The 13,522-nt window shown below is 61.2% G+C and carries 14 protein-coding genes; 10 read left to right on the forward strand and 4 right to left on the reverse strand.

What is annotated here, in order from left to right:
* The 3 genes from AWB69_RS48860 to AWB69_RS48125 all read left to right on the forward strand — a co-directional run.
* Positions 1 to 373 (forward strand): hypothetical protein (locus AWB69_RS48860; protein WP_197500374.1); only part of this gene is annotated, 373 nt, incomplete at its 5' end.
* A gap of 16 nt (positions 374 to 389) precedes the next feature.
* Positions 390 to 3,218 (forward strand): DNA translocase FtsK, encoded by a 2,829-nt coding sequence (locus AWB69_RS49765; RefSeq protein WP_062090966.1) that lies wholly within the window; start codon positions 390 to 392, stop codon positions 3,216 to 3,218.
* 11 nt (positions 3,219 to 3,229) lie between these two features.
* On the forward strand, positions 3,230 to 3,370 hold the full coding sequence (locus tag AWB69_RS48125) for a hypothetical protein (protein ID WP_156529039.1): 141 nt from the start codon (positions 3,230 to 3,232) through the stop codon (positions 3,368 to 3,370).
* A gap of 196 nt (positions 3,371 to 3,566) precedes the next feature.
* Here AWB69_RS48125 and AWB69_RS32705 read toward each other — a convergent pair whose 3' ends face one another.
* Positions 3,567 to 4,787: a lactonase family protein gene (locus AWB69_RS32705; protein WP_082913683.1), complete on the reverse strand. Its 1,221-nt coding sequence runs from the start codon at positions 4,785 to 4,787 to the stop codon at positions 3,567 to 3,569.
* Positions 4,788 to 5,071: 284 nt separating this feature from the next.
* Between AWB69_RS32705 and AWB69_RS46240 the strand changes: the two genes are divergently transcribed.
* The gene (locus AWB69_RS46240; RefSeq protein WP_075583384.1) at positions 5,072 to 5,224 is read left to right on the forward strand and encodes a DUF3096 domain-containing protein; all 153 of its coding nucleotides are present in this window, start codon (positions 5,072 to 5,074) and stop codon (positions 5,222 to 5,224) included.
* A gap of 183 nt (positions 5,225 to 5,407) precedes the next feature.
* Here AWB69_RS46240 and AWB69_RS32710 read toward each other — a convergent pair whose 3' ends face one another.
* Positions 5,408 to 5,656, reverse strand: coding sequence for a hypothetical protein (locus tag AWB69_RS32710; protein WP_062090967.1), 249 nt, complete (start codon positions 5,654 to 5,656; stop codon positions 5,408 to 5,410).
* Positions 5,657 to 6,039: 383 nt separating this feature from the next.
* Between AWB69_RS32710 and AWB69_RS32720 the strand changes: the two genes are divergently transcribed.
* The 3 genes from AWB69_RS32720 (at position 6,040) to AWB69_RS32730 (ending at position 9,665) form a co-directional block, all read left to right on the forward strand.
* Positions 6,040 to 7,905, forward strand: coding sequence for a glycoside hydrolase family 15 protein (locus tag AWB69_RS32720; protein WP_062090969.1), 1,866 nt, complete (start codon positions 6,040 to 6,042; stop codon positions 7,903 to 7,905).
* Between the two features lie 279 nt (positions 7,906 to 8,184).
* Positions 8,185 to 8,319 carry a hypothetical protein gene (locus tag AWB69_RS50465; RefSeq protein WP_269447513.1) on the forward strand — a complete coding sequence of 45 codons (135 nt, stop codon included), beginning with the start codon at positions 8,185 to 8,187 and terminating at the stop codon, positions 8,317 to 8,319.
* A gap of 74 nt (positions 8,320 to 8,393) precedes the next feature.
* Entirely contained in the window at positions 8,394 to 9,665 is a 1,272-nt protein-coding gene (locus AWB69_RS32730) for a polyhydroxyalkanoate depolymerase (protein WP_062090971.1), read from the forward strand.
* A gap of 135 nt (positions 9,666 to 9,800) precedes the next feature.
* Here the strand turns inward: AWB69_RS32730 and AWB69_RS32735 are convergent, their stop codons facing one another.
* Complete coding sequence (locus tag AWB69_RS32735) at positions 9,801 to 10,433, reverse strand: TetR/AcrR family transcriptional regulator (RefSeq protein WP_062091008.1); 633 nt, start codon at positions 10,431 to 10,433, stop codon at positions 9,801 to 9,803.
* Between the two features lie 506 nt (positions 10,434 to 10,939).
* On the opposite strand from AWB69_RS32735, the gene rsxB reads away from it, so the two are divergent.
* The 3 genes from rsxB to AWB69_RS32755 all read left to right on the forward strand — a co-directional run bounded on the left by rsxB (position 10,940) and on the right by AWB69_RS32755 (position 13,017).
* Positions 10,940 to 11,857, forward strand: a complete 918-nt coding sequence (gene rsxB / locus AWB69_RS32745; protein WP_062091009.1) for an electron transport complex subunit RsxB — start codon at positions 10,940 to 10,942, stop codon at positions 11,855 to 11,857.
* A 5-nt stretch (positions 11,858 to 11,862) separates the two neighbouring features.
* Positions 11,863 to 12,507, forward strand: coding sequence for an endonuclease III (gene nth / locus AWB69_RS32750; protein ID WP_062090973.1), 645 nt, complete (start codon positions 11,863 to 11,865; stop codon positions 12,505 to 12,507).
* A 78-nt stretch (positions 12,508 to 12,585) separates the two neighbouring features.
* Positions 12,586 to 13,017 carry a DUF1841 family protein gene (locus AWB69_RS32755; RefSeq protein ID WP_062090974.1) on the forward strand — a complete coding sequence of 144 codons (432 nt, stop codon included), beginning with the start codon at positions 12,586 to 12,588 and terminating at the stop codon, positions 13,015 to 13,017.
* A 107-nt stretch (positions 13,018 to 13,124) separates the two neighbouring features.
* Here AWB69_RS32755 and AWB69_RS32760 read toward each other — a convergent pair whose 3' ends face one another.
* Positions 13,125 to 13,505 carry a c-type cytochrome gene (locus AWB69_RS32760; protein ID WP_062090975.1) on the reverse strand — a complete coding sequence of 127 codons (381 nt, stop codon included), beginning with the start codon at positions 13,503 to 13,505 and terminating at the stop codon, positions 13,125 to 13,127.
* Positions 13,506 to 13,522: the final 17 nt, after the last annotated feature.

The raw sequence follows: 13,522 nt of genomic DNA on the forward strand, positions 1-13,522 counted from the left end.
CGGGTTCGGCGGGTTCGGCGGGTTCGGCGGGTTCGGCGGGTTCGGCGGGTTCGGCGGGTTCGGCGGGTTCGGCGGGTACCGTACCGCCCAGTGTCGCTCCGACATCGACAACACGAGCAACCGGCCGCTCTGTCGATTCTGGCGTGCCACAGCGTTCAGATGTATCGCGTTCGTCACTGAACCAGAGCGCACCGGGCGCTGTCCGTTCGTCAGGTTCCTCCAGCGTTTCTCACGCCGCTTCGCACACTACATCGATGAACCCGGCCCGCGGCAAAGCAGTTCCTCCGGTGGTGTCGAGCGAATCTTTTTTTGCTTCGACAACATCGTCGGCGGCCGTTCCGGCCAAGCCCGCCGGTCCGCCGCCAGCACCTGAACATATCAAGGAAACGTTGCGCTCCATCGAGCAAAGCACGGCGCAATGGACCACGCGCGGAGGCGGTGTCGATGCCGCGCCGGAAGCGGGAGCGGTGCCTGACGCGAGTGGTGCTAACAACAGGCAAGGCGCGGCGGCGTTGAATGCTGCGGGTGCTTCGGGTGCTTCGGGTGCTTCGGGTGCTTCGGGTGCTTCGGGTGCGCTGGCCGCTTCGGCCAATTCTGCGGGCTCCGTTTTACCAGCGTCCGCGCCGATTACTACGTCAGTTGCATCGCCGGCGTCAGCGCTTGCACCGTCTGCCGTCTCGGCATCTTCGGTTGGCGTTGATCCCGTGAATCACGCAACCTCAAGCACGCCGATGCCGGGTGCATCGGATCTTGCGAAAAGCGCTATCGCCTCCGATTCGCCCCTGACACCGAACACAAACACGCCGTCACCGACAACACCAAGCCAGCCCGCCGCCTCGGCAAGCACGACGCAAAACGCGATCGCGCCCTCGCCGGTTGCGTCGACGGCCGCCCTGCCCGACCCCGCTTTGCCAACAGCGCACGACAACGGGGCCCAACAAGCGAGCGCAACCAACCCGGTCGCGGCGCACGTCGATGCCCGCTCGAACCCTGCATCGAACCCTGCATCGAACCAGCCGATGCTGCACGTCGATAACAACCGGCCTGCAGATCAAACGCCGAATCCCACGTGGCCGGCCAGCATTGATGGAACTGCTCCCCTGACCGCTTCCGGTGTGCCGAGCAATCCGTCGAACGGTTCATTTGCGCACCAGGAACCGGCAGCGCCGGAAGCATCGACGTCGCCACAAACGGCAGCAACGACGCCAACACCAACGCACACATCAACCCATCTCGCCGATCTGCCGCCTTGGGCTATTCGCGCGGGTCAAACGCACCCCGTGCAGACGGCGCGAGACATCGCTGCAACGACACCGTCATCGCCGGTATCGGCAAGCGCTGAAACGCCGTCCGCAGGTCAGGTCCAAACGCCGCCATGGCAAGCCGAGGCTGGCGCCGCGCGTCCGCCGTTCAGAGTCGTCGATACATACACCGCGCCGGACGAAGCCGAAGCAGAATCCGAGGCCGAAACCAACGTCGATGCCCACTCCAGCACCGGCACCGCGAACGGATACGCGACGCACGCCCAAACGCAAACGCCATGGCAAACCGCGCCCGAAGCACAACACGAACCCGAGCCGAGCCCGGACCACGCCTCGAACGTCGTCCACTTCCCGCGCGCGGGTTCGACCCTTACCCCTATCCCTGCCCCTGAAACCACCCCGCCGCAACCCGATCCCCGCCCGCCGGTGCGCGGTTTCATCGCGACCGAATTCGAGTTCCACGCGCCTGCGGCGTCGGCCGTCGATCTCCCCGGCCTCGATCTCCTCGAACCCGCGTCCGACGAAGTCGAACCCGTCTCCGAACAACATCTCGCTGAAACGGGCCAGTTGATCGAACAGCGCCTGCAGGAATTCAAGGTGCCGGTCACGGTGGTCGGTGCATCGGCGGGACCGGTCATCACGCGCTTCGAAGTCGAGCCGGCGCTCGGCGTGCGCGGCAGCCAGATCGTCGGCCTGATGAAGGACCTGTCGCGCGGGCTCGGACTCACGTCCATCCGCGTGGTCGAAACCATTCCCGGCAAGACCTGCATGGGGCTCGAACTGCCGAACGCCAAACGGCAGATGATCCGGCTCTCCGAAATCCTGGAAGCCGATGTCTATCGCGACTCGAAGTCGTTCCTCACGATCGCGATGGGCAAGGACATCATCGGCAATCCGGTCGTGACCGACCTCGCGCGCGCGCCGCACATGCTGGTGGCGGGCACGACGGGTTCCGGCAAATCCGTCGCCATCAACGCAATGATCCTGTCGCTGCTCTTCAAGGCGAAACCGGAAGATGTGCGCCTGATCATGATCGACCCGAAGATGCTGGAACTGTCTGTGTACGAAGGCATCCCGCATTTGCTCGCGCCGGTGGTCACCGACATGAAGCTGGCCGCGAACGCGCTGAACTGGTGTGTCGGGGAAATGGAGAAACGCTACAAGCTGATGTCGGCGGTGGGCGTGCGTAACCTGCAGGGTTTCAACCAGAAAATTCGCAATGCCGAAGCTGCCGGCAAGAAGCTGACGAACCCGTTTTCGCTCACGCCCGACGCCCCCGAACCACTCGCCAAACTGCCGATGATCGTGGTCGTGATCGACGAGCTTGCCGACCTGATGATGGTTGCCGGCAAGCAGATCGAGCAGTTGATCGCGCGGCTGGCGCAAAAGGCGCGCGCGGCCGGCATTCACCTGATTCTCGCGACGCAGCGGCCGTCGGTGGACGTGATCACCGGCCTGATCAAGGCGAACATTCCGACGCGAGTGGCGTTTCAGGTGTCTTCGAAGATTGATTCGCGCACGATCCTCGACCAGATGGGCGCGGAGTCCCTGCTCGGCGCCGGCGACATGTTGTTCCTGCCGCCCGGCACCGGTTATCCGCAACGCGTGCATGGCGCGTTTGTCGCGGACGAGGAAGTGCACAGTGTCGTGGAGTATCTGAAGCAATTCGGCGAACCGGAGTACGAGGAAGGGATCTTGTCAGGACCGACGCCCGAAGGCGGTACGCCGGACCTGTTCGGCGATACGCCGGATGCCGAAGCCGATCCGCTCTATGACGAAGCGGTATCGTTTGTGTTGCGCACGCGCCGGGCTTCGATTTCGTCGGTGCAGCGGCAATTGCGCATTGGCTATAACCGCGCGGCGCGGTTGGTCGAACAGATGGAAACAGCGGGCCTGGTTTCACCGATGGGCACAAACGGGAACCGCGAAGTGCTCGCACCGGGACCGGCAGACTAAGCGATTATCAGATGACCGATGCTCAGGCGGGGTTGCAAAACCAAGCCTGGACATCGACCGCACTACGTCACCACAACCGCAAGCGCCGCAACAAATACAGCGTGAAGCCCGCACAAATGACCATCACGCCCATCACGATCAAGAACGAATAGTGGTACAGGCGCGTCCTGCTGCGTACTGACGGCGGTGGAATCAGACTCGCTGCTTAATGCAGACGTCATGTTCAACGTTGAATTCCTTCCATACCGGGACGATCCCGGCCTTACCAATTAGACCAACACCGTGATACTTAAGGAAACTGTGCGGGCCGCGAACCACTGACGGCCTGCACAGTTGCGGAAACCATCTTCAGGATGGCGAAACGAACTTGAAATCGACCGGTGAACCGATCTCCAGGCGCTTCGGATCGGACGCGAGTTCGCCCGTGTCCGGATTGCGCCGGAAAAAGTAGACGCTGTCGCTGTCCTGATTGCCGACGATCAACCAGCGTCCGGTCGGATCGATGGCGAATTCGCGCGGCGTCTTGCCGAGCGTCGAGTTGCGGGCGAGCAGCTTGAGGTGACCATTCGACGGATCCACGGCGTAGGTCAGGATTTCGTTCGCATCGCCGCGATTGGTGGCATACAGGAAGCGGCCATCCGGCGACAGATGGATCGCGCCGCCGCCCACCTTGCCTTTGAAGCCGGGCTTGGTCATGGGCAGGGTTTGTCTTAGCGTGAGCTTGCCGTCGTCATAGTCATACACCGACACCGACGCATTCATTTCGGTCGTGAGATAGGCATGTTTGCCGGCCTGATCGAAGATCAGGTGGCGCGGCCCGGAACCCGGTTTCACGAGCGTATAACGCGACTCGGTAGGCCCGAATAACCCGCGGCTGCCGTCCGGGGTGTACCGGTACGAATAGATCTTGTCGGCCCCCAGGTCCTGCGTGAACAGGTAACGGCCATCGGGCGAAAACACCGTGGAATGCACGTGCGAATTGTCCTGGCGCCCTTTCACGGGGCCACCGCCGTCGTGATGCACGGTAAGCACGGACGGATCGACGCGATCGCCTTCCAGCGGAAACACGGCGAAGCTGCCGCCCGGATTCGATGCCACCGAGTAGTTCGCGGTCAGCAGATAACGGCCATCCGGCGATAGGGCGAGATACGCTGGATCGTTGCCATCGGAGGAGACACGGTTCACGAAGGTGAGTTGTCCGCTCGGCGGATCGAAGCGGAATGCGCTGATGCCGCCACGTTGCGAAGCAGGACCGTTGTCCCCCGGCAGTTCGTTGACCGCGTAGACATGCTGCCGATCGTGGCTCACCACGAGATACGACGGATTCACCGCCTGTGCGGATGAAAGGCGCGTGATCGCACCGGTGCCCGCATCGAACCGGTACACATAAATACCCTCGCTCTTGCCGCTGCCGGTGTACGTGCCCACGAGCAAGTCGAATACGCCGTTACCGGATGCACCGGAAGCATTCGTCGACGCCCCCGCAGCCGCGCCCGCACCTTGCGCGAAGGCCTGAACAGCCGCGAGCGACAACACGGCAGCAACGCCCGCTGCAGCACCTTTTGACATCAATCGCGACCGCCGGGACGGCTTGAAATGATCTGACGCGATGGGGCGGCACGATGTTTGCGTGGGTGCAAGGCTCCGGATACGGAGCGTGGAAGTCAACCGCGCAAAACTCGTCACACGAGGGAAATGAGTGAAATCCGTCAAATGCATACCGCCTCCTGATCATTCGTTATTACGGCTTGTTTCAGGTCATGTGAGACGTGGGCAGCGCCCGATTGTCGCCTGTCACTGCTTCGGCGCATGATGCAGACCCATTCCCATCAAAATACCAACAAGGAGTCACCATGAATATCCATCTGAGCCTCGGACCGCTGGTCGCGCTGATAGCAGGCATTCTGATCCTGATTGTGCCGCGCCTGCTCAACTTCATTGTCGCGATTTACCTGATCATCATCGGACTGATCGGCGTGTTCGGACTGAGCGCGACACATTTCTGACAGCCGTCGAGCGCGGCGCATCCCTCGGCCCCTCCGGCCATCCGGGATGCGTTTCGTAAGACGCGGCTATTGGAGTGAGGTTCCGAAAGACGAGCAAGCGCCGAACGCGGGGCCGCGATTCACGTTTCCCGCGTTCCAGGAATGCTCTGAAGTCTGACGAAGGCGCGGCGAGCTGCGGCGCAATCAGTTATTGGCGAGCTGGTCGAGCCGCATGCGGCCCTGCAGCGACAAGCCGCCTACAGCGGTATGTCCGTCGGCCTCGCGATACCGCGTGAAACAGGCGCGTTCGATCAGGAACGACGCAGCGGTTTCCATCCCGTTGCGGGACAAGCCGAGATTCTTGTAATTGAGATCCAGGAACGTGTTTTGATCGGCGATACGGCTCGCAGCCGACAGGATGGCGATGCAATCGGCTCTCGACGGATTCAGCATGGCTTTCACTTTCGATGTCCTCGAAACGTTAAGCAAGCAGGAAGCGCGTGACGTGCATCAACAGGTCCTGTGCCGGGAACCCGCATGGCTATCTTGGGTGAATCGAATCGTCAGGCGCGAAGTTTCATTCTATGCATTTGTCACACGTTTTTTCAACCTTCATTCGATTGCCGTTTTTGCAAGGCGCCCCGGGTTCGGCGTGAAGCGTTGAAACGTGGGGCTGAACGTGGAGCTGAAACGGCGGACAGACATGCATGCAAGACGCGGAACACGAATGCGCTTCATAATCGAACGCTCGAACGCCCGAAGGACCGGAACAGCCTGGCCTCCCCCAACCACGCGGCGCCTGCACTGCGGCCGCATCGACATCATTTCCCTAGCCTATGCCCGCATTGATTGAGGACTACGCCCTGGTCGGCGACGGCCACACCGCCGCCCTGATTTCGAAAGAAGGTTCCATCGACTGGCTGTGCTGGCCGCGCTTCGATTCAGGCGCGTGTTTTGCCGCCCTGCTGGGCACGCCCGAAAACGGCCGCTGGCTGATCACGCCCGACCTGCCCGACGGCGCAGCGCCCCCTGTGATCACCCGCCGGTATCGTGGCGACACGCTGATCCTGGAAACCGATTTCGAAACGCCCGACGGCCGGGTTTCGCTCATCGACTTCATGCCGGTCCGGGACAGCGCGTCCGACCTCGTGCGGATCGTGGTCGGACGACGCGGCGCCGTGAAGATGAAAATGGAACTGGTGCTGCGCTTCGATTACGGCTCATCCATTCCCTGGGTCAGCCGCCTCCCCGACGACAGCGGCATCCGCGCAATAGCCGGTCCCGATCTGTGCGTGTTGCGCACGCCTATCGAGCTCACCGGCGAGAACATGCGCACCGTCGGCGAATTCACCGTGAGCGAAGGCGAGCGCGTGCCCTTCTCGCTCGTGTATTCGCAATCGCACTTGCGCCTGCCTCCCGCGCTCGATCCCCATACGCAGTTCGCACGCACCGAGAACTTCTGGCTGGAATGGTCGGGACGCAGCAAGCTTGACGGCCGCTGGGGTCCGGCCATCCGCCGCTCGCTGATTACGCTCAAGGCGCTCGCCTACGAACCGACGGGCGGTATTGTCGCCGCGCCGACCACGTCGTTACCGGAGCAGCTCGGAGGTACGCGCAACTGGGATTACCGTTACTGCTGGTTGCGCGACGCCACCATCACCCTGCTCGCATTGATGCGCAGCGGTTACTACGATGAAGCGCGTGCATGGCGCGCATGGCTCGGCCGCGTGATGGCCGGGTCGCCGGATCAGGTGCAGATCATGTACGGCATTGCGGGCGAGCGGCGCTTGCCGGAATGGGAGGTCGAATGGCTGGCGGGTTATGAAAACTCGAAGCCCGTGCGGATTGGCAACGGCGCGGTCAACCAGTTGCAACTCGATGTCTACGGCGAAGTGATGAACGCGCTGCATCTCGCTCGCGTGGGCGGCCTGCAAGGCGATGACACCGTGTGGTCGATCCAGCGCGCCATGCTCAATCATCTCGACACCGTCTGGCAGGAAGCCGACGAAGGCATCTGGGAAACGCGCGGCGGGCGTCAGCAATTCACGTTTTCGAAGGTCATGGCCTGGGTGGCCTACGACCGCGCGATCAAATCGGCGGAACAGTTCGACCTCGAAGGCCCGCTCGACCACTGGCGCAACATGCGCACCACCATTCACGCGGACGTGTGCGAGAAAAGCTGGAATCCGTCGATGAACTCGTTCGTCCAGACCTACGGTGGCGACGATCTCGACGCCAGCTTGCTGCTGATTCCGCTGCTCGGCTTTCTTCCGCCGGAAGATCCGCGGGTGATTGCAACGGTCCACGCCATCGAGCGCGATCTCACGCATGACGGGCTGGTCAAGCGCTACCACACGGCGGAAGTATCGGATGGCCTGCCACCTGGGGAGGGCACGTTCCTCGCCTGCAGCTTCTGGCTGGTCGACAACCTGGCGTTGCAAGGCCGCCACGATGAAGCGTATGCCATGTTCGAGCGTCTGCTCGGTCTCGCGAACGACGTCGGCCTGCTGGCCGAGGAATATGACACGGTCGCGAAACGTCTGGTTGGTAACTTCCCGCAGGCGTTTTCGCATGTCGCGCTGGTTCATACCGGCATGAACCTGATGCGCCACGAACAAGGCATGGCGAAGGTGACGGGCCAGCCTGCGTCGCCTCAGGACAAACCCTCGGACGCAATGTTAACAAAAGAAAGCGAAACGTAATGTTATTCGCACGATTGACGGGGATTACCGATTTTTTAGCAAAATTCACGCTGAATAGCGGTAAAGAGCACGTATGTTGCGTTGCACAAAAGCCTATTCTTGGCTATGATCAAAGAGGCTTTCCCGACCGGTCGTTCGGCGAATTGAAATTGTGAATGGGGTCTGGTTTCACGGCTTAGCCGGCATGTGTTTCGTGTGCTGTTCCATGTTCAGCCCAGAAGGCGCAACGCCGGCTTTGCCCACCCTGCCCCCATTCCCCGTGAACGCTTGTGACCGCTCATGACCGCCCGTGAAGCAAATAAGCAACAACCAGACAGCGAAGTAGCTACGAATAACTGCCAGCACCAGCATTGCGGTGCAATCGACGAACTGCACGCCGAGCCGGGAACCAGCGAAATCCTGACCCCGGCATGACGCCACCGCCGATAGAGGCCAACCGCCGGACACGCTCACTAACGTGGGCGGAACCGGTTTTACACAGGTCAGACATGCTCTATCAATTCCACGAATTTCAGCGGGCCATGTTGAGCCCCCTTACGGCATGGGCAGAGGCGGCGTCGAAGTCGTTCACGAATCCTTCCAGTCCCCTCGCGTATGTACCCGGTTCCACCCGGCTCGCCGCCGGCTACGAATTGATGTATCGCCTCGGCAAGGACTACGAAAAGCCCGAGTTCGAGCTGCATCAGATCGAGAAGAACGGTCATGCCATTCCTATCGTCGAGCAGATCGTGCTGGAAAAGCCCTTCTGCCGGCTGATCCGCTTCAAGCGTTTCTCGGATGACAGCGCTACCGTCACCGAACTCAAGACCGAACCTATCGTGCTGGTCTGCGCCCCGCTGTCGGGCCACCACTCCACGCTGCTGCGCGACACGGTGAAAACGTTGCTGCACGATCACAAGGTCTACCTGACCGACTGGCTCGACGCCCGCATGGTGCCGCTGGAAGACGGCTCGTTCCATCTCGACGACTACGTGGAGTACATCCAGGAATTCATCCGCCATATTGGCGCGAAGGATCTGCACGTGATCTCGGTGTGCCAGCCCACCGTGCCGGTGCTCGCCGCCATCTCGCTGATGGCCAGCCGCGGCGAAGACACGCCCCGCACCATGACCATGATGGGCGGGCCTATTGATGCGCGCCGCAGCCCCACGTCGGTCAACTCGCTCGCCAGCGAACATTCATACGAATGGTTCGAGAACAACGTGATCTACACGGTGCCGGCGAACTATCCGGGTGTAGGCCGCAAGGTGTATCCGGGCTTTCTGCAGCATGCCGGTTTTGTCGCCATGAACCCGGAGCGGCACGTGACGGCTCATTGGGACTTCTATCAGAACCTGATGCGCGGCGACGACGAAGATGCGGAACAACATCGCCGTTTCTACGACGAATACAACGCCGTGCTCGACATGGACGCTGATTACTACCTCGAAACGATTCGCATTGTGTTTCAGGAGTTCCGCTTGGCCGAAGGCACGTGGGACGTCAATGGCGAACGCGTGCGTCCACAGGATATCCAGGACACGGCTCTGCTGACCATTGAAGGCGAACTCGACGACATTTCCGGCAGCGGCCAGACCCGCGCGGCGCATGACCTGTGCACCGGTATTCCGGCGAAGAACAAACGCCACTACATGGCGGAGAAAGCCGGCCACTACGGCATTTTCTCGGGACGCCGCTGGCGCACGATGGTGTATCCGCAACTGCGCGAATTCATTCTCGCGCACGACAAGGCGCCGAAGAAGGAAGCTGTCCCGGCTTGATCACGGTCTGATCCGGATAGCGCCTGAAATTAATTGGCATGACAAAACACGCTGCGTTTTACGCGGCGTGTTTCATTTGCGGGCTCCTCTGCGGCAAGGAAGCTGCGGGGAGGCCGCAAGGAGGCCGGACAACCGTCAGCGCCGCAGCAAATACGCGAGCAGCAGTTCCGTATTCATCTTGATGATTTCATCGCGTTCGGCGTCGCGGCTGAAGTCGAGTCCGAACGTGGCTTCGAGCGTGAATCGATTCGATACGATGTAATAGCCAAGGCCCGACAAGGTCACGTAAAAGCGCAGCGGGTCGACGTTATTGCGAAATAGTCCGGCGTGCTGACCACGTTCGAGAATCTTCGCGAGCGTGGCGACCACCGGCGATATCAACTCCCGAATACGCGTGGAACCCTTTATATAGCGGGCTTCGTGCAGATTTTCGTTATTGATGAGCCGCAAGAGTTCGGGATGCTCACGATAATAATTCCAGATGAAATGCGCCAGCTGCGTCATGGCTTCGACGGGCGCAACACCGTCGAGGTCCAGCGTCTTTTCGGCGTCCGTGAGCGCGGCGAATGCATGTTCGAGCACGGCGGTGAACAACTGCTCCTTGCTGCCGAAATAATAGTAGAGCATTCGCTCGTTGGTTTCGGCACGGCGTGCAATTTGGTCGACACGTGCGCCGAACAAGCCACCCGCAGCAAATTCCTCTGCGGCGGCCAGCAGGATGCGACGGCGTGTACCCTCGGGATCTCTTTTGATTTTTGGCTGGTTCATGGTGGCTTTGTGATCGACAAACCGCGTTATCTGGATAGCGTCACGCGTTCCCGTGTCCTCAGGAAGCATGCGATGGATCGGTTACGCCAACGTGAGTGGGGAATACCGTCCTGCAGTCAATCGAAAGCGATTTGATTATGTGCACATCGTTGGCATGTTGGCAATTGGGAATGATTGGGAACAGATTGAAATTCAGCGATAATGCCGCTTCCCGTGCAACGGTCGGAAACGCTCGAACGTGACGTCAAAAATGAGCGCGAACCTGAGCGGTCGACATGTCCCCACGTGCCGTCGCCGAAGGTCACCGCGGTCGCCGCGGTCACCCACGGTCGCCGAATGCGGATCGTACGGATAGCGCCCAATGGTCAAGCGTCTGTTTGCCTGACCCGCGGGCCCGGCCAAGGCCGGATGAGCGGCCCGTTCGTGTTGCATGCATTCGCGCCTGGCTTGTGAGCCGGTTCGCGCCGCCCTCCCCACGCTGTTAGCAAGCCGTTAATGTGACCGTAGTGACTGCAACCTCTTCCAAGACTCTCGCCGACCAGATCGAAGACCGGCTGCCCCAGACGCAATGCACCAAATGCGGCTATCCCGCATGCCGGCCGTATGCGGAAGCAATTGCCGCAGGCGATGCAAACATCAACCAGTGCCCGCCGGGTGGCCAGGAAGGCGTGGTTCGCCTGGCCACCTTGCTAGGCATGCCCGTCATTCCGTTGAACCCGGATAACGGTGTGGAACGGCCACGGCCGCTTGCGATCATCGATGAAAATCTTTGCATCGGCTGCACGCTTTGCATACAGGCATGTCCGGTCGATGCAATAGTTGGTGCAGCGAAGCAGATGCACACGATCATCCCCGAGCTCTGCACCGGCTGCGACCTGTGCGTGCCGCCCTGCCCGGTCGATTGCATCGCGATGGTCCCGGTCACCGGCCACCAGACCGGCTGGGACGCGTGGAGCCAGCAGGAAGCCGACGCGGCGCGCAAACGGCACGACCGGCGCCTGGCGCGCCTCGCGCGTGAACGCGACGCGGCCGAAGCGCGCAAGGCGGCGCGCGTGGCCGGGTCGTCGGCTACTGAACCTGGTACTGAGCCTGGCAACGAGTCCGGTACTCAGTCGTCTAGTCAACCGGATAGATCGGTTGAATCAGGAACGGAGCAACCCGCCGCCGCGGTCGACGACGCGCAGGCAAAAAAGCGCGCCATCATCCAGGCCGCGATGGACCGTGCGCGCCAGAAGAAAGAAGAGCTGGCCAGACTCGGCGCAGGACCGAAAAACACCGACGCGGTCAGCCCGGAGGTTCAGGCACAGATCGATGCCGCCGAAGCCCGGCGACGCCGTCTCGGCATGACTAGCACAGGTGAAGAGAAAAGTTCGACGCCTGCCATTGACCCCGACCGTGAACCTGGTAGCGATAACAAGACCTGAACACGATGAACCCTAAAAAACGCCATGCGATCTTCGAGACGCTGCAAAGCCTGAATCCGCATCCGACCACCGAACTCGAGCATGAATCGCCGTTCGAATTGCTGATCTCGGTGATGCTGTCGGCACAAGCCACCGATGTCTCAGTGAACAAGGCCATGCGGCGCATGTACCCGGTCGCGAACACGCCGGCCAAGGTACTGGCGCTCGGCGAAGAAGGCGTGACGGAGTACATCAAGACCATCGGATTGTTCCGGACGAAGGCGAAGAACGTGATTGCCACGTGCAGGATCCTGGTGGAGCAATACGGAGGCGAGGTGCCGGACGATCGCGAGGCGCTCGAAGCGCTGCCGGGCGTGGGACGCAAGACGGCCAACGTGATCCTGAACACGGCGTTCGGCCATCCGACCATCGCTGTGGACACGCATATCTTCCGGGTGTCGAATCGCACCGGGCTTGCGCCGGGCAAGGACGTGCGCGCAGTCGAAACGGCGCTGGAAAAATTCGTCCCCGACGAATTCAAACAGGACGCGCATCACTGGCTGATCCTCCACGGCCGTTATGTATGCCGGGCGCGCGTGCCGGAATGCTGGCATTGCGCGATCGAGCCGCTGTGCGAGTACCGGCCGAAGACGCCGGCGCCTATCGAGTAAAAGCGGCGGCCGGAACGCAAGCAGGCGAGAGACGCCGATGCAGCTTAAAATGGCCCTCTGAAAACGACCGCTACAACCATGTTCAACCCCAGCCGCGACGAAGTTCGCCAATTTTTCACCGACACCTGGCGCAAGCAGCGCGAGGGCGGCGTCCTGACACCGCTTGAGAGCATTGCCGCGGATTGGATCGGCGAGCATCCTGAATACCAGCAAGAACTCGCCGATCCCGACGTGACCCATGCAGACTATTCGCCGGATCAGGGCAAGAGCAACCCGTTCCTGCATTTATCGATGCATCTCGCCATTACCGAGCAACTGTCCATCGATCAACCGCCCGGCATCCGGCGCGCGCATGAGCGGCTGGTCGGACGCCTGGGTTCGACGCACGACGCTCAGCACGCGATCATGGAATGCCTTGGGCAGATCATCTGGGAATCACAGCGCAACAACACGCCGCCGGACACCGACGCGTACCTTGCGCTGATCGAACAGCGGGCATCACGAGACTGAAGGATTAAAGGCTGAGTCAAAAACGAAAACACCCCGCGGGTAGCCACCGGCGGGGTGTTTTTTTAGCGCACACAAGACAGCGGCAGACAACCGCAATCGGGCGATGCTTACTTCTTCACGACCAGATCGCCTTGCAACGATTCGATATAGGCCGAGATATCCTTCAGGTCGCTTTGCGACAAGCTTTGCACCTGCGCGGCCATGATCGGGTTATTGCGCCCGAAATTCGGATTGCCGTTGCCCATCTGGTACTGGCGCAGCGCCCAGTAGAGATAGTCGGCGTGCTGGCCTGCGAGCTTCGGATATTCCGCGCTCACCGGCTTGTTCAGGTTCGGGCCGTGGCAGGCCGCGCAATTGTGGGCCTCGGTGAGCACCTTGCCATTGCTTGCATCGGCTGCATGCGCCGGCTGCATGGCCAGAACGCCGATCGCGCCGATCAGCGCGGCTGCCGTGCATGCTGTCTTCAACACTGTGTCGAGTGCCTTCATGAATTCTCCTATCCGCG

It is taken from the genome of Caballeronia udeis (assembly GCF_001544555.2).
GTDB classification, from domain to species: Bacteria; Pseudomonadota; Gammaproteobacteria; order Burkholderiales; family Burkholderiaceae; genus Caballeronia; species Caballeronia udeis.

Bases quoted from the DNA above. Each gene is read 5' to 3' on its own strand.
- AWB69_RS48125 (WP_156529039.1), top strand. From the start codon at position 3,230: ATGACCGATGCTCAGGCGGGGTTGCAAAACCAAGCCTGGACATCGACC.
- AWB69_RS32705 (WP_082913683.1), bottom strand. From the start codon at position 4,787: ATGTCAAAAGGTGCTGCAGCGGGCGTTGCTGCCGTGTTGTCGCTCGCG.
- AWB69_RS46240 (WP_075583384.1), top strand. From the start codon at position 5,072: ATGAATATCCATCTGAGCCTCGGACCGCTGGTCGCGCTGATAGCAGGC.
- AWB69_RS32710 (WP_062090967.1), bottom strand. From the start codon at position 5,656: ATGCTGAATCCGTCGAGAGCCGATTGCATCGCCATCCTGTCGGCTGCG.
- AWB69_RS32720 (WP_062090969.1), top strand. From the start codon at position 6,040: ATGCCCGCATTGATTGAGGACTACGCCCTGGTCGGCGACGGCCACACC.
- AWB69_RS50465 (WP_269447513.1), top strand. From the start codon at position 8,185: ATGACCGCCCGTGAAGCAAATAAGCAACAACCAGACAGCGAAGTAGCT.
- AWB69_RS32730 (WP_062090971.1), top strand. From the start codon at position 8,394: ATGCTCTATCAATTCCACGAATTTCAGCGGGCCATGTTGAGCCCCCTT.
- AWB69_RS32735 (WP_062091008.1), bottom strand. From the start codon at position 10,433: ATGAACCAGCCAAAAATCAAAAGAGATCCCGAGGGTACACGCCGTCGC.
- nth (WP_062090973.1), top strand. From the start codon at position 11,863: ATGAACCCTAAAAAACGCCATGCGATCTTCGAGACGCTGCAAAGCCTG.
- AWB69_RS32755 (WP_062090974.1), top strand. From the start codon at position 12,586: ATGTTCAACCCCAGCCGCGACGAAGTTCGCCAATTTTTCACCGACACC.
- AWB69_RS32760 (WP_062090975.1), bottom strand. From the start codon at position 13,505: ATGAAGGCACTCGACACAGTGTTGAAGACAGCATGCACGGCAGCCGCG.